Below are 21977 nucleotides of genomic sequence, written 5' to 3'. Positions count from 1 at the left end.
GGACAGACAGTCGCCTAGAGGTCGCGCAGCAGCGCATCGAGCTGGCGCCGCCGGGCGCCCTCGACCTGCGGCAGGGGGGCGTCGCCGCGCAGCATCGCCAGCCGGCCGATCACCGTGTCGTCCGAGGTCAGGCGCTGGACGATCTCGGCCACGAAGGGGGTGACGGCCAGCGCCGCGGCCTCGGGGTCGTCCAGCAGGTCGCCGATCCGGCCCAGCAGGTTGTCGACCATGTCGCCGCGCCCGGGCCAGAACGCCTTGAGCCCGTCGAACATCTCATGCCCGGTGGCAAAGCGCTGGCGCGGCGGCCAGGGGCGCGGCGGGTGATAGATGCGGCGCTCCGTCTCGGCCAGCTTGACGAGGTTGGCGAGCCCTGCCCCCAGCATGGCCAGCGTACACTCGGCCAGCGCCCGGCCCGGCAGGTCGGCCACCGTGTCGCAGACCGAGATCAGCCAGCGCAGGCTGAGATCGGCGGCGAGGGGGGCGCCGAGTTCGGCCATCAGCCGCCCAAACAGGGCGGCCGCATGGGCGTCGCCCGGATCGCGGCGCAGTATCACGATGGTGCGGGCCAGCAGATACGCCGCCTCTGAGCGGTCGCCAAACTCGGGCCGCAGCCGGTCGAGATGGGCGGAAAGGTCCCGCTCGCGCCCCGGCCAGCCCTTGGCCCGCGGCCCCGGCAGCCGGCGGGCAATGAGCGCCGCAAGGTCGCAGTCGGGGGACGGCAGATGGGGATGGGTCATCGGCGGATCGGGCTCTCAACGGCGGCGCGGTCGCGGCGCGGGGGCCGTGAAACCCGGCATTTTGCAACCATTGCCGGGCCGGGCGTTCTGGACACCGAAAGTTGCGCGGTGTAGGCGCTCTGCCGACACATCCGAAACCGAAGGGGCGAGATAAGACCATGCGCGTGTATTATGACCGGGATTGCGACGTCAACCTCATCAAGGACAAGAAGATCGCGATCCTCGGCTATGGCTCGCAGGGCCACGCCCACGCGCTGAACCTGCGCGATTCGGGCGCCAAGAACGTCGTGGTGGCGCTGCGTGAGGGCTCGCCCTCGAAGGCCAAGGCCGAGGGCGAGGGCCTGCAGGTCATGGACATCGCCGACGCGGCGAAATGGGCCGACCTGATCATGTTCACCATGCCCGATGAGCTGCAGGCCGAGACCTACAGGAAATACGTCCACGACAACCTGCGCGAGGGTGCCGCCATCGCCTTTGCCCACGGGCTGAACGTGCATTTCGGCCTGATCGAGCCGAAGAAGGGCGTCGACGTCATCATGATGGCGCCGAAGGGCCCGGGCCACACGGTGCGCGGCGAATACGTCAAGGGCGGCGGCGTGCCGTGCCTCGTCGCGGTCCACAACGACGCCTCGGGCAAGGCGATGGACCTCGCGCTGAGCTACTGCTCGGCGATCGGCGGCGGCCGCTCGGGGATCATCGAGACCAACTTCCGCGAGGAATGCGAGACCGACCTGTTCGGCGAACAGGCGGTGCTGTGCGGCGGTCTGGTCGAGCTGATCCGCATGGGCTTCGAGACGCTGGTCGAGGCGGGCTATGAGCCCGAGATGGCCTATTTCGAGTGCCTGCACGAGGTAAAGCTGATCGTGGACCTGATCTACGAAGGCGGCATCGCCAACATGAACTACTCGATCTCGAACACCGCCGAATACGGCGAGTATGTCTCGGGCCCGCGCATCCTGCCCTACGACGAGACGAAGGCGCGGATGAAAGAGGTGCTGCGCGACATCCAGACCGGCAAGTTCGTGCGCGACTTCATGCAGGAGAACGCGGTCGGCCAGCCGTCCTTCAAGGCGACCCGCCGGATCAACGACGAGCACCAGATCGAGCAGGTCGGCGCCAAGCTGCGCGAGATGATGCCGTGGATCTCGAAGGGCAAGATGGTGGACCGCGCCCGGAACTGATCCGGCGGGACCGAGGGGGCCTCGCGCCCCCGGCCGCTCACACCCGGCCAGGAACGAGGGGCGCCCGCCGTGGCGCCCCTTTGCCTTGCCGGGCGGGCGCGGGGGCGGCAAGCTGGCCGGACGAGCGCAGCCGAGGACCGCCATGACCCTGACCCAGCCCCCTCACCCCGGCATCTTCGACGAGCCGCCCGTCGCGGCCGACACGCTGTCCCATCTTGGGCCGCTGCGCGGTCTGGCGGGGCGGTGGCAGGCGGCGAAGGGCGTGGACACCAGCCCGAAGGCCGACGGGCCCGAGACGAAGCCCTATGTCGAGCACGCGAGCTTCGCGGTGATCGACGGCCAGACGAACGGCCCGCAGCTCTTCTACGGGCTGCGCTATCACATGCACATCAACACGCCCGACGAGAAGATCACCTTCCACGACCAGATCGGCTACTGGCTGTGGGAGCCCGCGACCGGGCTGCTGCTGCAAAGCGTGACCATCCCGCGGGGCCAGGCGCTGCTGGCGCAGGGGCACGCCGGCGCAGACGACCGCAGCTTCACGGTCGAGGCGGTGCGCGGGGCCACGACCAACGGCATCGCGTCGAACCCGTTTCTGGACCAGAACTTCCGCACCGACCGCTACCGCTGCGCGATCACGCTGCACGACGATGACAGCTGGTCCTATCGGCTGGACACCACGCTGATGGTCGAAGGCAAGGCGTTCGACCACCACGACACCAACCGCCTGCGCCGGGTCGGGCCGCCGCAGCCGAACCCGCTCGCCGCGGGGTGAGGCGTCACAGGTCGTTGTGGCTGTTGAGCAGCTCGGCGGCCGAGACGGTGCGGCCGTCGCTCATCCGGCACAGATCGGCGCGGCGGCCGCCCGAGGTGCGGTGGATGACCGTCCCGCCCGTCCCCTGACAATAGAGCGCCGCCGGATCGACGATGGCCGACGAGGTCACGCTGCGCTGGGTCGTGGTGGGGGCCGGGGCCCCGCAGGCGGCGAGCGTCAGGACTGCGGCGGCAGTAACGAGGGAAGCGGGGGCGCGCATCGGGTTCCTCCTGCAAGATATCCCTGTCCCAACCGCGCGGGCGGGGAAAGGTTCATTCCTCGGTGACGTCGATCACGCCCTCGACCGCGCGCAGCGTCTGGCGCATCCGCGGCGTCACCGGCACGTCGTCGCCCACGGCGATGTCGTAGACCCGGTGCCCCTCGCGCACCCGCAGCAGCAGCGGCCCGCGGCCCTTGGCCGAGACGGCGATCTCGGCCGAGGCCGCGCGCAGCCGGTCGAGCACCGCGACGGCGGTGGGCGCGTCCGCAACCTCGACGGCCAGCTTGCCCGAGCCCGCATCCGCCACCGCATCCTCGAGACGCTGCACCCCGCGGGCCAGCATCTTAACCTGATCGCCCGAGGGCTCGGCATTGACCGTCAGCAGCACGTTCTGCCCCGGCTCCAGCAGATCGCGGTGGGCGTCGAGCGTGTCCGAGAACACCGTCGCCTCGTAAAGCCCGGTCGGGTCCGAGAGCGTGACGAAGGCATAGCGCGTGCCCTTGGCGGATTTCTTCTCGGCCCGCGCCGCCACCGTCCCGGCGATCTGGGCCGCCAGCGGCCCGTCGAGCGACGCCGCCTGCACCTCGGCCAGCGTCATCGCCCCCTTGCGCCTGAGCGCCGGCAGATAGTCGTCAAGCGGGTGGCCCGAGAGGTAGAACCCGACCGCCAGCCGCTCTTCGGCCAGCTTCTCGGCCGGCATCCAGACCTTGGCGAGCGCCGGGCGTGGCGGCGGCAGGTCCTCGCCCCCGCCGAACAGCGAGGACTGGTTCGAGACCTCGGCCGCCTGCACCGCCGCCGACCACGCCATCAGCCCGTCGAGCGAGGCGAGCACCCGCGCCCGGTTCGCGTCGAGCGCATCGAAGGCGCCGGCGCGGGCCAGCATCTCGAGCGCGCGCTTGCCGATCTGCTTCATCGGCACGCGGCGGGCGAAATCGTTCAGGTCGCGGAAGGGCGTGTCGCCGCGCGCCGTGACGAGGACGCGCATCGCCTCGACCCCCACGTTCTTCAGCGCGCCGAGCGCATAGACGATCCGCCCCTCACTGACCGAGAAGGTCGGCTGCGAGACGTTGACCGAGGGGGCCACGATCTCGATCCCCATCCGGTCCACCTCGCGGCGATAGACGGCGAGCTTGTCGGTCAGGTGGATGTCGCAGTTCATCACCGCGGCCATGAACTCGACCGGGTGGTTCGCCTTGAGCCAGGCGGTCTGGTAGCTGACCACCGCATAGGCGGCGGCGTGCGACTTGTTGAAGCCGTAGTTGGCGAACTTCTCGAGCAGGTCGAAGACCTCGCCGGCCTTCTTGGCGTCCACCCCCTGCGCCACGCAGCCGTCGACGAACTTCGGCCGTTCCTTGGCCATCTCTTCGGCGATCTTCTTGCCCATCGCGCGGCGCAAGAGGTCCGCGCCGCCGAGCGAATAGCCCGCCATGACCTGCGCGATCTGCATCACCTGTTCCTGATAGACGATGATGCCCTGAGTCTCGGCCAGGATGTGGTCGATGGTCGGATGGATCGATTCGAGCGGCCGGACCCCGTTCTTGACGTCGCAATAGGTCGGGATGTTCTCCATCGGACCGGGACGGTAGAGCGCCACCAGCGCCACGATATCCTCGATGCAGGTGGGCTTCATGCGCCGAAGCGCGTCCATCATCCCCGAGGATTCCACCTGGAACACCGCCACCGTGCGGGCGCTGGCGAACAGGCGATAGGACGCCTCGTCGTCCAGCGGGATCAGGTTGATCTCGTCCACCGCCCCCTCGGGCGGGTCGTAGAGGCGGCGCCCGTCCGCCGCGATGTGCAGGTGGCGGCCGCCCGCGCGGATCAGGTCGACGGCGTTCTGGATCACCGTCAGCGTCTTGAGGCCGAGGAAGTCGAACTTGACCAGCCCCGCCTGCTCGACCCACTTCATGTTGAACTGCGTCGCCGGCATGTCCGAGCCGGGGTCGCGGTAGAGCGGCACGAGCTGGTCGAGCGGCCGGTCCCCGATCACCACGCCGGCCGCGTGGGTCGAGGCGTTCCTGAGCAGCCCCTCGACCTGGCCCGCATAGTCGAGCATCCGGCGGACGTTCTCCTCGGCTGCCGCGGCCTCGCGCAGGCGCGGCTCGTCGGCCAGCGCCTTGGCGATCGAGACGGGCTTGACGCCCTCGACCGGGATCATCTTCGACAGCTTGTCGCGCTGCGGGAACCCCATGCCGAGGACGCGGCCCACGTCGTGCACCGCCGCCTTGGACAGAAGCGCGCCGAAGGTGATGATCTGCCCCACCTTCTCGCGGCCGTATTTCTGGCAGACGTAGTCGATCACCTCTTCCCGGCGGTCCATGCAGAAGTCGATGTCGAAGTCCGGCATCGACACCCGCTCGGGGTTCAGGAACCGCTCGAACAGCAGCGAATAGCGCAGCGGGTCGAGGTCGGTGATGGTCAGCGCATACGCGACCAGCGACCCGGCCCCCGAGCCGCGGCCCGGCCCCACGGGGATGCCCTGCGCCTTGGCCCATTTGATGAAGTCGGCCACGATCAGGAAATAGCCGGGGAAGCCCATCTGCTCGATGATCCCCAGCTCGAAGTCGAGCCGCGCCTCATACTCGGCCACGCTGACCGAATGCTCGATCACCGCCAGCCGGGCGGCCAGCCCCTCGCGCGCCTGGCGGCGCAGCTCGTCCACCTCGTCCTCGGCGAAGCGCGGCAGGATCGGCTTGTGCTTGGCGACCGCAAAGGCGCAGCGGCGGGCGATCTCGACGGTATTCTCCAGCGCCTCGGGCAGGTCGGCGAACAGCGCCGCCATCTCGGATTCGGACTTGAAGTCGTGGTTGGCGGTCAGCCGCCGCCGGGGCGCGGCCTGATCAACCAGCGCCCGCTCACGGATGCAGATCAGCGCGTCATGGGCGCCGAACATCGCCGGATCGGGGAAATGCACGTCGTTGGTGGCGACCAGCGGCAGACCCAGCGCATAGGCCAACTCGATCATCCCCGCCTCCGAGGCGACCTCGGCCGGCATCATCTGGCCGTTGTCCATCATGTGCCGCTGCAACTCGACGTAAAGCCGGTCGCCGAAGGCGGCGGTCAGGTCGCGCAGATGCGCCTCGGCATCCGCGCGATGGCCGGCCGCCACCATCTGGCCCAGGGGACCGCCCGCGCCGCCGGTCAGGCAGATCAGCCCGCCCGCGTGGGCCGCAAGCTCTGCCATCGTTACATGGGGAAAGTCGCGGGGCGGCGTGACGTAGAGGCAGGTCGACAGCGCCATCAGGTTCGCCCAGCCCGCCGCGTCCTGCGCCAGCAGCACCACCGGCCCGCAGGCGGGCCCGGCGTCGAGCGTCATCTGGCAGCCGACGATCGGCTGCACCCCCTCGTCCATCGCCTTGACCGAGAACTCGAGCGCCGCGAACAGCGCGTTGGTGTCGGTCAGCGCGACGGCGGGCATCCCCTTCTTCGCGGCCAGCCCGGCCAGCTTCTTGACCGGGATCGCCCCCTCGAGCAGCGAGTGTTCCGAGTGGCAGCGCAGGTGGATGAATCGGGGGGTGTCGGTCGGCATGGGGGATGACTAGCACCCCGGCCCCCGGGGCAGAAGGGGCGGGGGGCCGGCACCTGACCCGCCCGCGCCACGTAAACTCTTTACGCCGCGGCAGAGGCTTGGCAGGACCGCGAGGATGATTGTGCCGCAGCGTTTTCGGGCTAACGTGGGCGGGTTCGACGGCGGGGCTCTCGTGACGACAGACGTGCTTTTCCGGGCCGAGGGCCTGACCAAGACCTATCCGGGCGTGCGCGCCAACGACGCCGTGTCGTTCGACGCGCGCCCCGGCGAGATTCACGCGCTTCTGGGCGAGAACGGCGCGGGCAAGTCCACGCTGGTCAAGATGATCTACGGTCTCGTGCGCCCCGATGCAGGCACCATGACGCTGGGCGGCCAGCCCTATGCCCCGGCCGATCCGCGGGCGGCGCGGGCGGCGGGCGTGGGGATGGTGTTCCAGCATTTCAGCCTGTTCGACGCGCTGAGCGTGGCCGAGAACGTCGCGCTTGGCATGGACGCGCCGCCGCCGCGATCGGAACTCTCGCGCCGGATCGCGGACGTGAGCGCCGCCTACGGCCTGCCCTTGAACCCCGCCCGGCGCATCGCCTCGCTGTCAGCCGGGGAACGCCAGCGGGTCGAGATCGTGCGCTGCCTCTTGGGCGGGCCGCGGCTTCTCATCATGGACGAGCCGACCAGCGTGCTGACACCGCAAGAGGCCGAGATCCTGTTTGCCACCCTGCGCCAGCTGGCCGACCAGGGCACCGCGATCCTCTATATCTCCCACAAGCTCGAGGAAATCCGCACCCATTGCGACCGCGCCACGATCCTGCGCAACGGGCGCGTCGTGGGGACCGTCGATCCGCGCGCCCACTCGGCCCGCGACCTCGCGGCGATGATGGTCGGGGCCGAGATGCGGGTCGTGGACCGCTCGGGCCGCAAGGCGGGGGCCGAGATGCTGGCGGTGTCCGGGCTGACCTCGGCGGCCGGCATCGACGGCACGCCCTTGCGCGACGTGGGGTTCGCGGTCCGCGCGGGCGAGATCCTCGGGATCGGCGGCGTGGCCGGCAACGGGCAGGAGGAGCTGATCGCCGCGCTCTCGGGCGAGACGACCGGCCGGCCCGGCACGGTGACGCTGGCGGGCGCGGATGTGTCGGCGCTCGGCCCCGAGGCGCGCCGGCGCGCGGGGCTTCTGGCGGCGCCCGAGGACCGGCTGGGCCACGCGGCGGTGCCCGAGATGAGCCTGACCGAGAATGCCATCCTGACCGCCGCGACCCGGCAGGGGCTGGCGAAGGGCGGGATGATCGACCACGCCGCGGCGCGCCGCTTTGCCGAACGCGTCATCGCGGGCTTCGACGTGCGGACCCCCGGCCCCTCCACCGCCGCGGGGGCGCTGTCGGGCGGCAACCTGCAGAAATTCGTCATCGGCCGCGAGATCATGCAGGAGCCGCGCGCGCTGATCGTGAACCAGCCGACCTGGGGCGTGGACGCCTCGGCTGCCGCGGCGATCCGGCAGGCGCTCCTGGACCTCGCCGCGCGCGGGGCGGCGGTGGTGGTGATCAGCCAGGACCTCGACGAGCTGCTGGAACTCAGCGACCGCTTCGCGGCACTGAACGAGGGGCGGCTGTCGGCCCCCGTGCCGACCGAGGGGCTGACGCTGGAACAGGTGGGCCTGATGCTCGGCGGCGCGCACGGGATGGAGGTCGCCCATGTTGCGGCTTGAGCCTCGGACCAACGCGCCCTGGTGGCTGGGCATCGCCACGCCGGTCATGGCGGTGCTGGCGACGATGATCGCCGGCGGCCTGCTCTTCGCGCTGATGGGCTTCGACCCGGTGGCGGCGATCCGCACGATCTTCTGGGACCCGCTCTTCGGGCAGGCGGCCGCCTATTCGCGCCCGCAACTGCTGGTCAAGGCCGGGCCGCTGATCCTGATCGCCTGCGGCCTCGCCATCGGCTTTCGCGCCGGGATCTGGAACATCGGCGCCGAGGGCCAGTACATCGTCGGCGGCATCTGCGGGGCGGCCGTGGCGCTGGCCGCCTATCCAGCCGAGGGGGCCTGGATCTTCCCGGCGATGGTGATGGCCGGCGCGGCCGGCGGCTGGGCCTGGGGGATGATCCCGGCGGTGCTCAGGAACTGGTTCGGCGCCTCCGAGATCCTCGTGTCGCTGATGCTGGTCTATGTCGCGCAGCGGCTGGCGGCGTGGATGGCCTTCGGCCCGATGCGCAACCCCGAAGGGTTCGGGATGCCCGGCTCGCGCAACCTTCAGCAATACCCGCCCGCCGCCAACCCCGAGCTGATCGCCGGGACCGGCATCCACTGGGGCGTGATCGCGGCCGCGGTGGCGGTCGTCGTGACCTGGGTGCTGATGACCCGCCACATCCGCGGCTTTCACATCCGCGTCGCGGGCCTCGCCCCCCGCGCCGCCCGCTTCGCGGGCGTGCGGCCCGAGGCGCTGGTCGCCTTCTGCCTCGGGCTGTCGGGCGCGCTCGCCGGGATGGCGGGGCTGTTCGAGGCCGCCGGGCCGGGCGGGCAGATCACCGACAGCTTCGGCTCGGGCTACGGCTTCACCGCGATCATCGTGGCCTTCCTCGGGCGGCTGCACCCCTTGGGCATCCTGCTCGCCGGGCTGCTGCTCGCGCTGACCTACATCGGCGGCGAACTCGCGCAGCTCATGCTGTCGCTGCCCGCTGCGACCGTGCAGGTGTTCCAGGGGATGCTGCTCTTCTTCCTCCTGGCCTTCGACACGCTGGGCCGGTTCCGCATCCGCTGGGGACGACCGGGGGAGGCACGGGCATGATCCTCGACTGGACCACATTGCTGCTGCTGATGTCGGCGGCGACCCCGATCCTGCTCGCCGCCCTGGGCGAGGCGGTGGTCGAGCGCGCGGGCGTCCTCAACCTCGGGGTCGAGGGGATGATGATCACCGGCGCGCTGGCCGGGTTCGCGCTGGCGCACGCCACCGGCTCGCCCGCGCTGGGGTTTCTGGGCGGGGCGCTGGCCGGGGCGGCGCTGTCGATGATCTTCGCGGTGCTGACCCAGTATCTGCTGACCAACCAGGTGGCGACGGGGCTGGCACTGACGCTCTTCGGCCTCGGCCTCACGGCGATGTTCGGCAAGCCCTACGAGGGGGTCAAGGCGCCCACCATGCCGGGCGGCCCGCTGGGGATCAACTGGGTGATCTGGGCGGGGCTCGCCCTCGTGCCGCTGATCTGGCTGGCGCTGAACCGCACCCGACCCGGCCTGATCCTGCGCGCGGTGGGCGAGAACCACGACGCCGCCCACGCGCTCGGCTACAAGGTCCGCGCGGTGCGCGTGGCGGCGATTGCCCTGGGCGGGGCGCTGGCGGGGCTCGGCGGGGCCTATGTCTCGATCGCCACGGTGCTGCAATGGACCGAGGGGATGACCGCGGGCGCGGGCTGGATCGCGCTTGCCATCGTCGTCTTCGCGGGGTGGAGCCCGTGGGGCGTTCTCGCCGGTGCCTGGCTTTTCGGCGGCGTGACCGTGATGCAGCTTCGCCTGCAGGCCGCGGGCGTCGCGGTGCCGGTGCAGCTGCTCTCGATGGCGCCTTATCTTGCCACGATCCTCGTCCTCGTGGTCATATCGGCGCGGCAGAAATACGCGCGCTCGGCCAGCGGCGCGGCCCCGGGATCGCTGGGCCGCAGCTTCCACGCGACGCGATAAGCACCCGACAGAGGAGATCACGATGACCCGCAGACAACTTCTGGCCTCGGCCGCCGCGCTGGCTGTGGTGGCCATGCTGCCCGCCCTGCCCCACGGCGCCGCCGCCGCGACCCCGATCCCCGAGGGCGAGAAGCTCAAGGTCGGCTTCATCTACGTGGGCCCGGTGGGCGACGGCGGCTGGTCCTTCCAGCACGACCAGGGCCGGCAGGCGATCGAGAAGGAATACGGCGACCGGGTCGAGACGACCTTCATCGAAAGCGTGCCCGAGGGCGCCGACGCCGAGCGCGCGCTGACCCAGCTCGCGCTTGCCGGCAACAAGCTGATCTTCGCCACCTCGTTCGGGTTCATGGACGCGGTCATCAACGTGGCCAAGAAGTTCCCGGACGTGAAGTTCGAGCACGCGACCGGCTACAAGCGGGCCGACAACGTGGCGACCTATGACGCGCGCTTCTACGAAGGCCGCGCGGTGATGGGCACCATCGCGGGTCGGATGACCAAGTCGAACAAGATCGGCTACATCGGCTCGTTCCCGATCCCCGAGGTGGTGCAGGGCATCAACTCGTCCTTCATCCACGCCCGCAAGGTGAACCCGGCGGTCGAGATGAAGGTGGTCTGGGCCTACACCTGGTTCGACCCCGCGAAAGAGGCCGACGCCGCATCGGCCCTGATCGCCGAGGGGGTGGACGTGATCCTGCAGCACACCGACTCGACCGCGCCGATGGGCAAGCTGCAAGAGGCGGGCGGGATCGGCTTCGGCCAGGCGTCCGACATGGCGGCGTTCAAGCCGACGCCGCGGGTCAGCGCCATCATCGACAACTGGGCGCCCTACTACGTCAAGCGCGTGGGCGAGGTGCTGGACGGGACCTGGACCAGCTCGGCCACCTGGGCCGGCATCGGCGAGGGCGAGGTCGAGATCGGCGAGATCACCGATGCGGTCCCCGCCGAGGTCAAGGCCGAGGCCGAGGCCCTGCGCGACAGGATCGGCAAGAAGGAATACCACCCCTTCACCGGCCCGCTGAAGAAGGCGGACGGCAGCGACTGGCTGGCCGAGGGGAAGGTGGCGACGGACGAGGAGCTGTCGCAGATGAACTTCTTCGTCGAGGGGATCACCGCCCAGATGCCGAAGTAGGCGCGGGCGGCGCCGCCGGACCGGGGCTCTGCCCCGGACCCCGGGATATTTGGGACAAAAGAGAAAGGGGGGTCGGCGAACCGGCCCCCCTTTTGCTGCGCCGTGTGGCGAGCGCATGACGCAGTCTCGGCGTTATTCGAGGTGGCTCTCGATGAACCACAGGTCCTTGTCGGCCTGCTGCGAGGCGGCCGTCAGGATGTCGGCGGTGTCGGCGTCGCCCGCCTCGTCGGTGGTGTCGATCGCCTCGCGCACCCGCGCGCCATACTCGCGCAGCCGGGCCGAGATCTCGCGGATATGGTCGGCCGACTTGGTGAGGTCGGTCGGATAGGGCTTGAGCTTGGTCGCCTTGGCGACCTCTTCCACGGTGCCGACGGCCACGCCGTCGAGCTGCTGGACGCGCTCGGCGATCGCGTCGATCTGCGGATCGAGCCGCGCCTTCACGGCGTCGAACAGCTCGTGAATGGCGATGAAGTTCGGACCCTTGACGTTCCAGTGCGCCTGCTTGAGCGCCATCGACAGCGACGCCGCATCGTTCATGCAGTTCTGCAGTTCGGTGATCGCGGTCTTGCGGGCGTTGTCCTTGAGACCCTGAAGATTGACGGCCATGTCATGCCTCCTTGAATTGGGACTGTCCCTTAATCAACGGCCCCCCGGCGCCGGGGTTCCGGGCGCATGGCGGCCATGCAGGGCCGGCCCGCCGCCCCAGCCCGCCCCAAAGTGAACGGCGCCCCCCTTGCGGGAGGCGCCGTCGAAAGCATCGCCGAGGCCGAGGATCAGGCCGTGGCGGTCTGGATGAACTTAACCGCGTCGCCGAAGGTCTGGATGGTCTCGGCGGCGTCGTCGGGGATCTCGATCCCGAACTCTTCCTCGAAGGCCATGACCAGCTCGACCGTGTCGAGCGAGTCGGCGCCCAGATCGTCGATGAAGGAAGCGGTCTCGGTGACCTTCTCTTCCTCGACGCCCAGGTGCTCGACGACGATCTTCTTCACGCGATCAGCGATATCGCTCATGTCTCGTTCCTCAGTTGCGGGCGCTCCGCCCGGATGTTGCCGATCCCTGAACCGGCGACAGCCGCGGGCGGTTCCGCGCGGCCTTGGCCTCGGGATATAGCACCGCTCGTCCCCTCTGCAACTGGTTTCACGACGGCGCGATGCGGGCGGCCGGACGGCCGATCAGAGCATCGCCATGCCGCCATTCACGTGCAGCGTGGCACCGGTGACATAGCCCGCCGCGGGGCTGGCGAGATAGACGACGGCGGCCGCGATGTCGTCGGCCGACCCCATCCGCCCGGCGGGAATCTGGGTCAGGATGCGGGCCTTCTGCTCGTCGTTCAGCTTGTCGGTCATGGCCGTCTCGATGAAGCCGGGGGCGACGCAGTTCACGGTGATCCCGCGGCTGGCGACCTCATAGGCCAGCGACTTCGACATGCCCACCAGCCCGGCCTTGGCCGCGGCATAGTTGCCCTGCCCCGGGTTGCCCGTCGCGCCCACGACCGAGGTGATCGAGACGATCCGCCCCCAGCGCGCCTTCATCATCCCGCGCAGCACGCCGCGCGCCAGCCGGAAGGACGAGGTGAGGTTCACGTCCAGCACCTCGGCCCATTCCGCGTCCGACATCCGCATGAACAGGTTGTCGCGGGTGATGCCGGCGTTGTTGACCAGGATGTCGACCGCGCCCATCGCCTCGGCTGCCTTCTTCGGCAGCGCCTCGACCTCGGCCGCGTCGCCCAGATTGGCGGTGACGACATGGGCGCGATCGCCCAGCCGCTCGGCCAGCTCGCGCAGCGGCGCCTCGCGGGTGCCCGAGAGCGTCACCTGCGCCCCCGCCTTGTGCAGCGCGGCCGCGACGGCGCCGCCGATGCCGCCCGAGGCGCCGGTGATCAGAGCCGATTTTCCGGTCAGGTCGAACATCGCGGGTCCCTTTCTTTCTTGTTCAAATATCCCGGGGTCCGGGGCAGAGCCCCGGTCCGACCTCAGCCCCTGAGGGCCGCCAGATCCGCCGGCGCGCCGAAGTTGCGCGTCACCGCGCCCGGCACGATGCGCTTGATCATCCCCGACAGCGCCTTGCCGGCCCCGATTTCCCAGAACTCGGTCACGCCCTGCTCGGCCATGAACGCGACCGACTCGCGCCAGCGCACGGCGCCCGTCACCTGCTCGACCAGAAGTTGCCGGATCGCGCCGGGCTGCAGCACCGCCTCGGCCCGCACGTTGGCGACCAGCGGCACGGCGGGTTCGTGGATGTCCACGCCGGCCAGCGCATCGGCCATCACCGTCGCCGCCGGCTGCATCAGCGCCGAGTGGAAAGGCGCCGAGACCGGCAGCATCAACGCCCGCTTGGCGCCGCGCTCCTTCGCCAGCGCGGCGGCGCGTTCCACCGCGGCCTTGTGGCCCGAGATCACCACCTGCGCGGGATCGTTGTCGTTCGCGGCCTGGCAGACCTCGTCCTCGGCCGCCTCGCGGGCGATCTCGTCCACGGTGGCGAAGTCGAGCCCGAGGATCGCGGCCATCGCCCCCTGCCCGACCGGCACCGCCTCCTGCATGGCCGTGCCGCGGATCTGGAGGAGCCGCGCCGTGTCGCTGAGGCTGATCGCGCCGGCCGCGCAGAGCGCCGAGTATTCGCCGAGCGAGTGCCCCGCGACAAACGCGGCATCGGTGATCGCAAATCCCTCGGCCTCGAGCACCCGCATCGCCGCGACCGAGGTCGCCATCAGCGCCGGCTGGGCGTTGCGGGTCAGCGTCAGGGTCTCGATGTTCCCCTCCCACACCAGCGCCGAGAGGTTTTCGCCCAGCGCCTCGTCCACCTCGTCAAACACCGCGCGGGCGGCGGGATAGGCCTCGGCCAGCTCGCGGCCCATGCCGATGGTCTGGGCCCCCTGGCCCGGAAAGACGTATGCGCGCATCTGTGGCTCCATTGGATTTGCCCCGGGCATAGCTTTTGCGCGCCCGGCAGGCAACGTCCGCGCGCGGCGGCCAAGGTCGCAGGGGGGCGTCGCCCCCGTCCCTGCGGGCCTTCCCCCACGGGTATTTCGGCCACGAAAAAGGCCGCCCTCGCGAAAGGGCGGCCGCAGCGTCTTACGGGTTGGGCGGGATCAGCCGACCAGTTCGAGGCCCGAGAAGAAGAAGGCGATTTCCTCTTTCGCGGTCTCGGCGGCGTCCGAGCCGTGGACCGAGTTCTCGCCGACCGAGAGAGCGTATTCCTTGCGGATGGTGCCCGCGTCGGCGTTGGCCGGGTTGGTCGCGCCCATCACTTCGCGGTTCTTGGCGATCGCGTTCTCACCCTCGAGCACCTGCACCACGACCGGCTCCGAGGCCATGAACTCGACCAGCTCGCCGTAGAAGGGGCGATCCTTGTGGACCTCGTAGAACTTGCCGGCCTGGGCGGGCGACAGGTGGATGCGCTTCTGCGCGACGATGCGCAGGCCGGCATCCTCGAATTTCTGGTTGATCTTGCCGGTCAGGTTGCGACGCGTCGCGTCGGGCTTGATGATCGAGAGGGTGCGTTCGACAGCCATGATGTCCTCGGGAAAAATGTCGGGGTTGCGATTGCGCGGCGCGGTATCACGCGCGCCGGGGGATGGAAACCCCGCCGGCAGGGGCCGCGCCGCCGCGCGCGGGGCGCGCCTTTGCCGCCACAACCGCGCGGTGAAAGCCGCCGCGACGTTACGGTGCAGGTTGAACCAGAGCGGTGACGGGCCGTTACTCTCGAAGGACCGACCGTTCACAACCGGAACTGGAGTGACCTCATGAGAAACTGGGGACTTTGGCTGGCCGCGGGCATCATTTCGCTGCTCGGCGGCATCTTTGCCCTGGCCAACCCGCTGGCGGCGACGCTGACCGCCACGCTGCTGGCCGCCTGGGCGTTCATCGTCGTGGGCATCCTGACCATTGCCTCGGCCTTCGCCGATCAGGGCTGGGGCGGGCGCATCGCCGCCATCCTGCTGGGCATCCTCATGGTGCTGCTGGGCGTCAACCTTGCCGGCGACCCGCTGGCCGGGACGCTGTCGCTGACCATGGCCACCGCCATCCTGCTGGTGGTGCTGGGCATCGTGCGGATCTCGCTGGGGTTCAGCTTCCGCACGCCGGGCGTGCGGTTTCTGCTGATCATGTCGGGGGCGCTGTCGCTGCTGCTCGCGTTCATGATCTACAGCAACTGGCCGCAGTCGGCGGCGCTGGTGCTGGGCCTGTTCCTCGCCATCGAGCTGATCTCGAACGGCATCTCGCTGATCGTGCTGGCGATGGACCGCAAGGGCCACATCGCCTGACCTGCCCCGTTCGGGGCCGAGGCGTGCATCGCCCGGCCCCGAACTTTCGGGTCCGCGCGGGGCGGACCGTCAGGAAGCCGTCACAGCAATGACGTCGATCCGTCATGCGGGACCGTTAGTGCCTCGGGCATCTCAACATGACGAGGCGACTTCCGATGATCTCTCCCCTCTTCCGCTCGGCCGCGCTGGCGGCGTTGATCCCGGCCGCGGGCCTGGCCCAGACGGCGCCGGCCCCGGCCGCGCCCGCGGCCACCGAAACCCCGGCCGCGACCGCCACCCCCGCGTATGACTTCGCGGCGGCCAAGCGGGACGCGTTGACCTACGGGCCGCGGCCGTTCTATCTGATCGACCGGCTGCCGGCGGGGGCGCTCAAGGACAAGCTCAACGCCTGCCGCGGACAAGCGCCGAAAGTCTCGTCCTTCTCGATCGGCCACCGCGGCGCGCCGATGATGTTCCCCGAGCATACGGTGGAATCGAACCTCGCCGCGGCGGCGATGGGGGCGGGCGTGCTGGAATGCGACGTGACCTTCACCAAGGACAAGACGCTCGTCTGCCGCCACGCGCAGAACGACCTGCACACGACGACGAACATCCTGGCCACGCCGCTGGCGGCGAAATGCGTGACCCCCTTCGCCCCGGCGGCCGAGGGCACCGACGCCAAGGCCGAGTGCCGCACCGCCGAGCTGACGCTGGACGAGTTCCGCAGCCTGTCCCCCAAGATGGACAGCGCCGACAAGACCGCCACCACGGTCGAGGCCTACATGAAGGGCAACCCGGGCTGGCGCACCGACCTCTATTCGGACGGCGCGCACCTGATGACCCACGCCGAGTCGATCCAGCTCTTCAAGGCCCTGGGCGCCAAGTTCACGCCCGAGCTTAAAGAGGCGATCGCCGAGATGCCCTTCGACGGCTGGACGAACGAGGATTACGCCCAGGCCATCGTGGACGAGTACAAGGCCGCCGGCATCCCGCCCGCGGACGTGCACCTGCAGACCTTCGAGATGGTCCACATGGACCACTGGCTGAAGGCCGAGCCCGAGTTCGCCAAGACCGCCGTCTATCTGGTCGATCCCGACCGCGTGGACGGGTTCGACCCCGAAAAGCCCGAAAGCTGGGGCGAATACGCGCCGCAGCCGCTGGCCGACAAGGGCATCCGCACGCTGGCCCCGCCGCTCTTCGCGCTGGTCGCGCCGGGCGAAGGGCACGACATGGTGCCCTCGGCCTATGCCAAGGCGATCAAGACGGCGGGGATGGACATCATCACCTGGTCGCTCGAGCGCTCGGGCCCCATCGGGCGCGGCAATGGCGGCTGGTACTACGGCAGCGTCAAGAGCGTGGCGACGGACGACGGCGCGATCTACGAGATGGTGGACACGCTGGCGCAGGAAGTGGGCGTCAAGGGCATCTTCTCGGACTGGCCGGCGACCGTGACCTATTACGCCAACTGCATGGGCATCGAGTGATCCGACACGGGACAGGGCAGCCCCCGGGCTGCCCGACCTCAAACGAAAACGGGCAGCCCCGCAGGGCTGCCCGTCGATCGTTCCACCGAGCCCTCAGGCTCGCAGCGGCTCAGGCTCAGACGAACGCGAGGTTGATCGCCGATTCGCGGCCGTCGCGGCCACGCTCGAGGTCATAGGTGACCTTCTGGCCGTCGGCCGGGGCCGAAAGACCCGCGCGCTCGAGCGCCGAGACGTGCAGGAACACGTCGCGGTTGCCGTCCTGCGGCTGGATGAAGCCGAAGCCTTTGGTGGGGTTGAACCATTTCACGGTGCCGTTGGCCATCGTGAGATCTCCTGTCGTGATGCCGCCCGCGGAATGCGGCGGCCCGGCGCAGTCAGGTCGTAAAAGCAGCCTGCAGCCGGGTAACGGAGACAGAAGGCAGATAGTCGGTAACGTTGCCCGACCCACATGGACCCGTTCGCCAGGGATTACAAGGGGCGTCGCGTTCGCCGACCCCGAGCCCCCCCCCCCGGGCCCGTTGACGCGGCCCTGCGCGTGCGGCAAGGCGCAGCCATGCTGCGGATCGAAGACATCTCCTACTCCATCGCCGGCCGGCCGCTGTTCGAGCAGGCGAGCGCGGTCATCCCGGACGGCCACAAGGTCGGCCTCGTCGGCCCCAACGGCGCCGGCAAGACGACGCTGTTCCGGCTGATCCGGGGCGAGCTGGGGCTGGACGGCGGCGCCATCACCCTGCCCGCCCGCGCCCGGATCGGCGGGGTGGCGCAGGAAAGCCCGGCCACTGACGTCACCGTGCTGGACACGGTGCTGGCCGCCGACACCGAACGCCACGCGCTGATGGCCGAGGCCGAGACCGCCACCGACCCCCACCGGATCGCCGAGATCCAGACGCGGCTGGCCGACATCGACGCCTGGTCGGCCGAGGGGCGGGCGGCGGCGATCCTGCAGGGCCTCGGCTTCTCGACCGAGGATCAGGCCCGGCCGACCGGCGACTTCTCGGGCGGCTGGCGGATGCGGATGGCGCTGGCGGGGGTGCTGTTCGCACAGCCCGACCTGCTGCTGCTGGACGAGCCGACCAACTACCTCGACCTCGAAGGGGCGTTGTGGCTGGAAGGCTATCTGGCGAAATATCCCCACACGGTCATCGTCATCAGCCACGACCGCGGGCTGCTGAACCGCGCCGTGGGCTCGATCCTGCATCTCGAGGATCGCAAGCTCACACTCTATTCCGGCGGCTACGACAGCTTCGCCCGCATCCGCGCCGAGCGCCGGGCCCTGCAGGCCGCCGAGGCCAAGAAGCAGGAGGCCCGGCGCGCCCATCTGCAAAGCTTCGTGGACCGTTTCCGCGCCAAGGCAACCAAGGCCGCGCAGGCGCAGTCCCGCCTCAAGGCGCTGGCGAAGATGGAGCCGATCGCCTCGCCCGAAGAGGCGAAGTTCCACCGCTTCACCTTTCCGCAGCCTGACCAGCTCTCGCCGCCGATCCTGTCGCTTGACGGCGTGTCGGTCGGCTACGGCGACCGCGCGGTGCTGAAGCGCCTCAACCTGCGGCTGGATCAGGACGACCGCATCGCGCTGCTCGGCCGCAACGGGCAGGGCAAATCGACGCTGGCCAAGCTGCTGGCCGGGCGGCTCGAGCCGATGGAGGGGCGGCTGGTCCGATCCGGCAAGCTCCGGGTCGGGTATTTCGCCCAGCATCAGGTGGACGAGCTGCATCTGGACGAAACCCCGCTCGACCACGTGCGCAGCCTGCGGCCCGACGAGGCGCCGGCGCGGCTGCGCGCCCGGCTCGCGGGCTTCGGGCTGATGGAGGCGCAGGCCGAGACGCGGGTGGCCTCGCTTTCGGGCGGGCAGAAGGCGCGGCTGTCGCTGCTGCTCGCCACCATCGACGCACCGCACCTCTTGATCCTCGACGAGCCGACCAACCACCTCGACATCGAAAGCCGCGAGGCGCTGACCGAGGCGCTGAACGACTATACCGGCGCGGTGGTGCTGGTCAGCCACGACATGCACCTGCTGGAGCTGGTGGCGGACCGGCTGTGGCTCGTCTCGGGCGGGGCGGTGACACCCTATGCCGACGATCTGGAAACCTATCGCCGCAGCCTGCTGACCGCCGACGAGCCCGAGCGCCCGCGTGAGGCGGCGAAGCCCGCCTCGCGCCGGCCGAGCCGCGACACCGTGCTGGAACTGCGCGCCGAGGCGCGGCGCTGCGAAGAGCGGGTCGAGAAGCTGACCGACATGCTCGACCGGATCGCGGCGAAGATGGCCGACCCCGCGCTTTACGACGACCCGGCCGAGGCCGAGAAATGGGGCCGCAAGCACGCCGAGGCGACCGAGGCGCTGCCGCGCGCCGAGGCGCTGTGGATGGACGCGCTGGAACGGCTCGAGGCGGCCGAGCGGGGCTGAGGCGGGCGGGCTCGGCTGGAATGAGCCGATGCCGTCGCCCCACCCCGCACCATCGCTGGACAGGCGGCCCGGCAGCCGTCAGATTCCGCGCCAAAACCTGACCGAGGGACAGCCCATGCCAAACCATCTCGCCGCGCTCGCGGCTCTCGCCGTGCTCGCGGCCTCGCCCGCCCTCGCGCAGGAGGGGTGGGGCGTCGCGGCCGACATCGGCCTTGGCGCCGAGGTCGAGCCGGACTGGCTCGGCGCCAAGGACATGAGCACCGGACCGTGGGTGATCTTCCGCAACTTCGACGTGACCGCGCCGGGCGAGACGGCGGGGGACGAGGGGACCGCGGACGGGTTCCGGGTCGGCCCGACGCTCAACTGGCGCGGCGGCCGCAAGGCGGACGATTCGGACGCGCTCGCCGGCCTTGACGACATCGACGGCACGGTCGAGGCCGGGCTGCGCTTCCGCTATACGCAAGGGCCGGCCAGCGCCTATGTCGTCGTCCGCAAGGGCTTCGGCGGGCACGAGGGGATTGCCGGGGCGGTCGGGGCCAAGCTGCGGATGACGCCGCGCGAGCGGCTGACCCTCTGGCCGGGGATCGAGGCCAAGTTCGGCAACGACCAGTTTGCCCGCACCTGGTTCGGCGTCACCGCCGACGAGGCGCAGCGCAGCGGTTATGCCGAGTATTCGCCCCAGGGCGGCATCTATGCCGCCGGCGTCAAGCTTGAGGCGCGCTATGCGCTGACCGACAGCCTCGCGCTGGTGGGTGAGGCCGAATACGCCCGGCTCGTCGGCGATGCCGCCGACGCGCCCTTCATCGAGGAAAAGTCGCAGCCCTCGCTGCGGCTGGGCGTTGTCCACCGCTTCGACCTGCGGTTCTGACCGCGCCTGCCATGCAGCGGCCGGGGGTTTCCCCGGCCCGGCGGGTCCCCTATATAATCCCTCAGCTATTCGAGGGGAGCCGTCCCGCATGACCCAGCAGGCCCAGAAACAGGTCGAACCGATGATCGAAGGCGCGCCGCTGATCGCGCCCTCGACGACCGACCATCCGCTTTACGACAGCGTGGTCGAGGCCTGCCGGTCCGTCTACGACCCGGAAATACCGGTCAACATCTTCGATCTCGGGCTGGTCTACACGATCACCATCGACGACACCGACGCGGTACGGGTGATCATGACGCTGACCGCGCCGGGGTGTCCGGTCGCGGGCGAGATGCCGGGCTGGGTCGCGGATGCCGTCAACGCCCTACCCGGCGTGCGGCAGGTGGATGTCGAGATGACCTTCCAGCCGCCCTGGGGGATGGAGATGATGTCCGACGAGGCCCGGCTGGAACTGGGGTTCATGTGACCCCTGCTCCGCCCGGCCCCGCCCGTCGGGCGATGCTCGCCGGCGAGGCCTATGACGCCGCCCACCCCGAACTCGTCGCGCTGCGGCAGCGCGCCCAGCGCCTGACCGCTGCGAGAAACGGGGTCGAGGGCGACCCCGACGATGCGGCGATCCTGTCCGAGCTGCTCGGGACATGGAACGGGGCGGTGATCCGCGCGCCCTTCGCGGTCGATTATGGGCTGCACATCCACTTCGGTCCCGGCTGCTTCGTCAACTACAACTGCGTGTTCCTCGACGTGGCCGAGATCCGGCTCGGCGCGCGGGTGCAGGTCGGGCCGGGGGTGCAGCTTCTGACCGCCGACCACCCCCGCGACGCGGCGCGCCGCTCGACGGGGGAAGAGAGCGGCCGTCCGATAAGCATCGGCGACGACGTGTGGATCGGCGCCGGGGTGCTGGTCCTGCCGGGGGTAACGGTGGCGGACGGCGCGATCCTCGGCGCCGGGGCCGTGGTCACCCGCGACGTGGCGCCGGGCGCGACGGTCGTGGGGAACCCGGCCCGCCCGGTCGGAACGGCTTAACGGCCGCGCGGCCCGCGCCAGCTATCTACCCAGTTCCGCATCCGGCCCGCGGCCTTGCGGGTGTTCGCCACCACCTCGGCCTGCGCGGCATCGGCGCGGGCGTCGATGTGCTCGATCACCCGGCCCGCGCGGCGGGTCCGCGGCTCGATGCTGCGCTCGTGGAACTGGTTCCACATCCGCCACAGCAGCAGCAGCAGCGCCCCCATCACCCCCAGGATCACCAGCGCCGGCCAGTTGAGCGGCCGGTCGCCCGGCCCCGCCACCTGCCGCATCGAGATCGCGTTCGGGTAGATCGTGGCCCATGACACCCGCCACCCGTACGAGGTGACGTTCATCCACCGCGGCGCGTCGGCGGTCGAGACGCTGTCGGCGGCGATCGCGTGCAGGTTCGAGCTGTCGTATTTGAAATACGGCGGCCAGATCCAGCCGGTGTCCTCGTTGCGATAGACATAGGGCCGCCCGTTGGGCTGCACCGTGGCGATATAGCGGATGTCGCGCCGCCCGTCGGCCGTCTGCACCGTGCCGGTGTCGGGCGAGGCGTAGAAGATGCCGTTCCAGCCCAGGTCGGTGATCTGGTTGTAGACGTTCGTCACCCGCACCGTGTGGCGCGAGGGCAGCGCGTAGTCGAGGAACAGGAACACCAGAACCCCGAAGATGACGCCGAGGGCGACCTGAAGATTGCGCACCAGAGGGGCT

The 21977-nt window shown here is 70.1% G+C and carries 22 protein-coding genes; 12 read left to right on the top strand and 10 right to left on the bottom strand.

Features of this window, described 5'->3' with window-relative positions:
• Positions 1 to 14: 14 nt before the first annotated feature.
• Positions 15 to 737, bottom strand: coding sequence for a hypothetical protein (locus tag HGN31_RS12280; protein ID WP_168783373.1), 723 nt, complete (start codon positions 735 to 737; stop codon positions 15 to 17).
• Positions 738 to 895: 158 nt separating this feature from the next.
• Here HGN31_RS12280 and ilvC point away from each other — a divergent pair, with 158 nt between their 5' ends.
• Entirely contained in the window at positions 896 to 1918 is a 1023-nt protein-coding gene (gene ilvC, locus HGN31_RS12275; protein ID WP_168783372.1) for a ketol-acid reductoisomerase, read from the top strand.
• A 142-nt stretch (positions 1919 to 2060) separates the two neighbouring features.
• Positions 2061 to 2693, top strand: coding sequence for a heme-binding beta-barrel domain-containing protein (locus tag HGN31_RS12270; RefSeq protein ID WP_168783371.1), 633 nt, complete (start codon positions 2061 to 2063; stop codon positions 2691 to 2693).
• A 4-nt stretch (positions 2694 to 2697) separates the two neighbouring features.
• Here the strand turns inward: HGN31_RS12270 and HGN31_RS12265 are convergent, their stop codons facing one another.
• Positions 2698 to 2952 carry a DUF333 domain-containing protein gene (locus HGN31_RS12265; RefSeq protein ID WP_036700129.1) on the bottom strand — a complete coding sequence of 85 codons (255 nt, stop codon included), beginning with the start codon at positions 2950 to 2952 and terminating at the stop codon, positions 2698 to 2700.
• Positions 2953 to 3004: 52 nt separating this feature from the next.
• The gene (gene dnaE, locus HGN31_RS12260; RefSeq protein WP_168783370.1) at positions 3005 to 6481 is read right to left on the bottom strand and encodes a DNA polymerase III subunit alpha; all 3477 of its coding nucleotides are present in this window, start codon (positions 6479 to 6481) and stop codon (positions 3005 to 3007) included.
• A 115-nt stretch (positions 6482 to 6596) separates the two neighbouring features.
• Between dnaE and HGN31_RS12255 the strand changes: the two genes are divergently transcribed.
• From HGN31_RS12255 to HGN31_RS12240, 4 genes are read left to right on the top strand one after another with little or no spacing between them, the layout of a single operon-like run.
• Positions 6597 to 8177 (top strand): ABC transporter ATP-binding protein, encoded by a 1581-nt coding sequence (locus HGN31_RS12255; protein ID WP_168783369.1) that lies wholly within the window; start codon positions 6597 to 6599, stop codon positions 8175 to 8177.
• Positions 8164 to 9252, top strand: a complete 1089-nt coding sequence (locus HGN31_RS12250; protein WP_168783368.1) for an ABC transporter permease — start codon at positions 8164 to 8166, stop codon at positions 9250 to 9252. The genes HGN31_RS12255 and HGN31_RS12250 overlap by 14 nt, the downstream gene beginning before the upstream one ends.
• Positions 9249 to 10136, top strand: a complete 888-nt coding sequence (locus HGN31_RS12245) for an ABC transporter permease (protein WP_036700139.1) — start codon at positions 9249 to 9251, stop codon at positions 10134 to 10136. Before HGN31_RS12250 ends, HGN31_RS12245 begins: the two co-directional genes overlap by 4 nt.
• A 22-nt stretch (positions 10137 to 10158) precedes the next feature.
• Positions 10159 to 11265 carry a BMP family ABC transporter substrate-binding protein gene (locus HGN31_RS12240; protein ID WP_036700141.1) on the top strand — a complete coding sequence of 369 codons (1107 nt, stop codon included), beginning with the start codon at positions 10159 to 10161 and terminating at the stop codon, positions 11263 to 11265.
• Positions 11266 to 11397: 132 nt separating this feature from the next.
• Here HGN31_RS12240 and dps read toward each other — a convergent pair whose 3' ends face one another.
• The 5 genes from dps to ndk all read right to left on the bottom strand — a co-directional run bounded on the left by dps (position 11398) and on the right by ndk (position 14776).
• Positions 11398 to 11871: a DNA starvation/stationary phase protection protein Dps gene (gene dps, locus HGN31_RS12235; RefSeq protein ID WP_168783367.1), complete on the bottom strand. Its 474-nt coding sequence runs from the start codon at positions 11869 to 11871 to the stop codon at positions 11398 to 11400.
• Between the two features lie 167 nt (positions 11872 to 12038).
• Positions 12039 to 12275, bottom strand: a complete 237-nt coding sequence (locus tag HGN31_RS12230; RefSeq protein WP_036700146.1) for an acyl carrier protein — start codon at positions 12273 to 12275, stop codon at positions 12039 to 12041.
• Positions 12276 to 12437: 162 nt separating this feature from the next.
• Positions 12438 to 13175, bottom strand: coding sequence for a 3-oxoacyl-ACP reductase FabG (gene fabG / locus HGN31_RS12225; protein ID WP_168783366.1), 738 nt, complete (start codon positions 13173 to 13175; stop codon positions 12438 to 12440).
• A 62-nt stretch (positions 13176 to 13237) separates the two neighbouring features.
• Entirely contained in the window at positions 13238 to 14164 is a 927-nt protein-coding gene (fabD, locus tag HGN31_RS12220) for an ACP S-malonyltransferase (protein WP_168783365.1), read from the bottom strand.
• A gap of 189 nt (positions 14165 to 14353) precedes the next feature.
• Positions 14354 to 14776: a nucleoside-diphosphate kinase gene (gene ndk, locus HGN31_RS12215; RefSeq protein WP_036700154.1), complete on the bottom strand. Its 423-nt coding sequence runs from the start codon at positions 14774 to 14776 to the stop codon at positions 14354 to 14356.
• Between the two features lie 231 nt (positions 14777 to 15007).
• Between ndk and HGN31_RS12210 the strand changes: the two genes are divergently transcribed.
• Positions 15008 to 15526 (top strand): HdeD family acid-resistance protein, encoded by a 519-nt coding sequence (locus HGN31_RS12210; protein ID WP_036706484.1) that lies wholly within the window; start codon positions 15008 to 15010, stop codon positions 15524 to 15526.
• Positions 15527 to 15681: 155 nt separating this feature from the next.
• Entirely contained in the window at positions 15682 to 16989 is a 1308-nt protein-coding gene (locus HGN31_RS12205; protein WP_168783364.1) for a glycerophosphodiester phosphodiesterase family protein, read from the top strand.
• Positions 16990 to 17104: 115 nt separating this feature from the next.
• On the opposite strand, the gene HGN31_RS12200 is transcribed toward HGN31_RS12205, so the two are convergent.
• Positions 17105 to 17311: a cold-shock protein gene (locus HGN31_RS12200; RefSeq protein ID WP_036700160.1), complete on the bottom strand. Its 207-nt coding sequence runs from the start codon at positions 17309 to 17311 to the stop codon at positions 17105 to 17107.
• 231 nt (positions 17312 to 17542) lie between these two features.
• Between HGN31_RS12200 and HGN31_RS12195 the strand changes: the two genes are divergently transcribed.
• From HGN31_RS12195 to HGN31_RS12180, 4 genes are all read left to right on the top strand, one after another.
• A complete protein-coding gene (locus HGN31_RS12195; protein ID WP_168783363.1) occupies positions 17543 to 19390 on the top strand; it encodes an ABC-F family ATP-binding cassette domain-containing protein in 1848 nt (615 codons plus the stop codon).
• Between the two features lie 115 nt (positions 19391 to 19505).
• Positions 19506 to 20258, top strand: coding sequence for a MipA/OmpV family protein (locus HGN31_RS12190; protein WP_036703985.1), 753 nt, complete (start codon positions 19506 to 19508; stop codon positions 20256 to 20258).
• An 88-nt stretch (positions 20259 to 20346) separates the two neighbouring features.
• On the top strand, positions 20347 to 20724 hold the full coding sequence (locus HGN31_RS12185) for an SUF system Fe-S cluster assembly protein (protein ID WP_231555372.1): 378 nt from the start codon (positions 20347 to 20349) through the stop codon (positions 20722 to 20724).
• A gap of 32 nt (positions 20725 to 20756) precedes the next feature.
• A complete protein-coding gene (locus HGN31_RS12180; protein ID WP_168783933.1) occupies positions 20757 to 21281 on the top strand; it encodes a sugar O-acetyltransferase in 525 nt (174 codons plus the stop codon).
• Here HGN31_RS12180 and HGN31_RS12175 read toward each other — a convergent pair.
• Positions 21278 to 21967 carry a DUF1523 family protein gene (locus tag HGN31_RS12175; RefSeq protein WP_168783362.1) on the bottom strand — a complete coding sequence of 230 codons (690 nt, stop codon included), beginning with the start codon at positions 21965 to 21967 and terminating at the stop codon, positions 21278 to 21280. The two genes, HGN31_RS12180 and HGN31_RS12175, sit on opposite strands and share 4 nt — an antisense overlap.
• Between the last annotated feature and the right edge of the window lie 10 nt (positions 21968 to 21977).

The organism is Paracoccus sanguinis (genome assembly GCF_012689545.1).
Lineage (GTDB): Bacteria > Pseudomonadota > Alphaproteobacteria > Rhodobacterales > Rhodobacteraceae > Paracoccus > Paracoccus panacisoli.
The sequence above is the reverse complement of the archived record's forward strand: the minus strand, read 5'-3'. Positions and strand labels throughout refer to the sequence as shown.

What these genes read in the sequence shown, in the direction of transcription:
- HGN31_RS12200 (WP_036700160.1), bottom strand. Translation starts at nt 17,311, where the DNA reads ATGGCCAACGGCACCGTGAAATGGTTCAACCCCACCAAAGGCTTCGGC.
- HGN31_RS12205 (WP_168783364.1), top strand. Translation starts at nt 15,682, where the DNA reads ATGATCTCTCCCCTCTTCCGCTCGGCCGCGCTGGCGGCGTTGATCCCG.
- HGN31_RS12240 (WP_036700141.1), top strand. Translation starts at nt 10,159, where the DNA reads ATGACCCGCAGACAACTTCTGGCCTCGGCCGCCGCGCTGGCTGTGGTG.
- HGN31_RS12210 (WP_036706484.1), top strand. Translation starts at nt 15,008, where the DNA reads ATGAGAAACTGGGGACTTTGGCTGGCCGCGGGCATCATTTCGCTGCTC.
- dnaE (WP_168783370.1), bottom strand. Translation starts at nt 6,481, where the DNA reads ATGCCGACCGACACCCCCCGATTCATCCACCTGCGCTGCCACTCGGAA.
- HGN31_RS12265 (WP_036700129.1), bottom strand. Translation starts at nt 2,952, where the DNA reads ATGCGCGCCCCCGCTTCCCTCGTTACTGCCGCCGCAGTCCTGACGCTC.
- ndk (WP_036700154.1), bottom strand. Translation starts at nt 14,776, where the DNA reads ATGGCTGTCGAACGCACCCTCTCGATCATCAAGCCCGACGCGACGCGT.
- HGN31_RS12195 (WP_168783363.1), top strand. Translation starts at nt 17,543, where the DNA reads ATGCTGCGGATCGAAGACATCTCCTACTCCATCGCCGGCCGGCCGCTG.
- HGN31_RS12250 (WP_168783368.1), top strand. Translation starts at nt 8,164, where the DNA reads ATGTTGCGGCTTGAGCCTCGGACCAACGCGCCCTGGTGGCTGGGCATC.
- HGN31_RS12185 (WP_231555372.1), top strand. Translation starts at nt 20,347, where the DNA reads ATGACCCAGCAGGCCCAGAAACAGGTCGAACCGATGATCGAAGGCGCG.
- ilvC (WP_168783372.1), top strand. Translation starts at nt 896, where the DNA reads ATGCGCGTGTATTATGACCGGGATTGCGACGTCAACCTCATCAAGGAC.
- dps (WP_168783367.1), bottom strand. Translation starts at nt 11,871, where the DNA reads ATGGCCGTCAATCTTCAGGGTCTCAAGGACAACGCCCGCAAGACCGCG.
- HGN31_RS12270 (WP_168783371.1), top strand. Translation starts at nt 2,061, where the DNA reads ATGACCCTGACCCAGCCCCCTCACCCCGGCATCTTCGACGAGCCGCCC.
- HGN31_RS12180 (WP_168783933.1), top strand. Translation starts at nt 20,757, where the DNA reads ATGCTCGCCGGCGAGGCCTATGACGCCGCCCACCCCGAACTCGTCGCG.
- HGN31_RS12190 (WP_036703985.1), top strand. Translation starts at nt 19,506, where the DNA reads ATGCCAAACCATCTCGCCGCGCTCGCGGCTCTCGCCGTGCTCGCGGCC.
- HGN31_RS12255 (WP_168783369.1), top strand. Translation starts at nt 6,597, where the DNA reads ATGATTGTGCCGCAGCGTTTTCGGGCTAACGTGGGCGGGTTCGACGGC.
- HGN31_RS12230 (WP_036700146.1), bottom strand. Translation starts at nt 12,275, where the DNA reads ATGAGCGATATCGCTGATCGCGTGAAGAAGATCGTCGTCGAGCACCTG.
- fabG (WP_168783366.1), bottom strand. Translation starts at nt 13,175, where the DNA reads ATGTTCGACCTGACCGGAAAATCGGCTCTGATCACCGGCGCCTCGGGC.
- HGN31_RS12245 (WP_036700139.1), top strand. Translation starts at nt 9,249, where the DNA reads ATGATCCTCGACTGGACCACATTGCTGCTGCTGATGTCGGCGGCGACC.
- fabD (WP_168783365.1), bottom strand. Translation starts at nt 14,164, where the DNA reads ATGCGCGCATACGTCTTTCCGGGCCAGGGGGCCCAGACCATCGGCATG.
- HGN31_RS12280 (WP_168783373.1), bottom strand. Translation starts at nt 737, where the DNA reads ATGACCCATCCCCATCTGCCGTCCCCCGACTGCGACCTTGCGGCGCTC.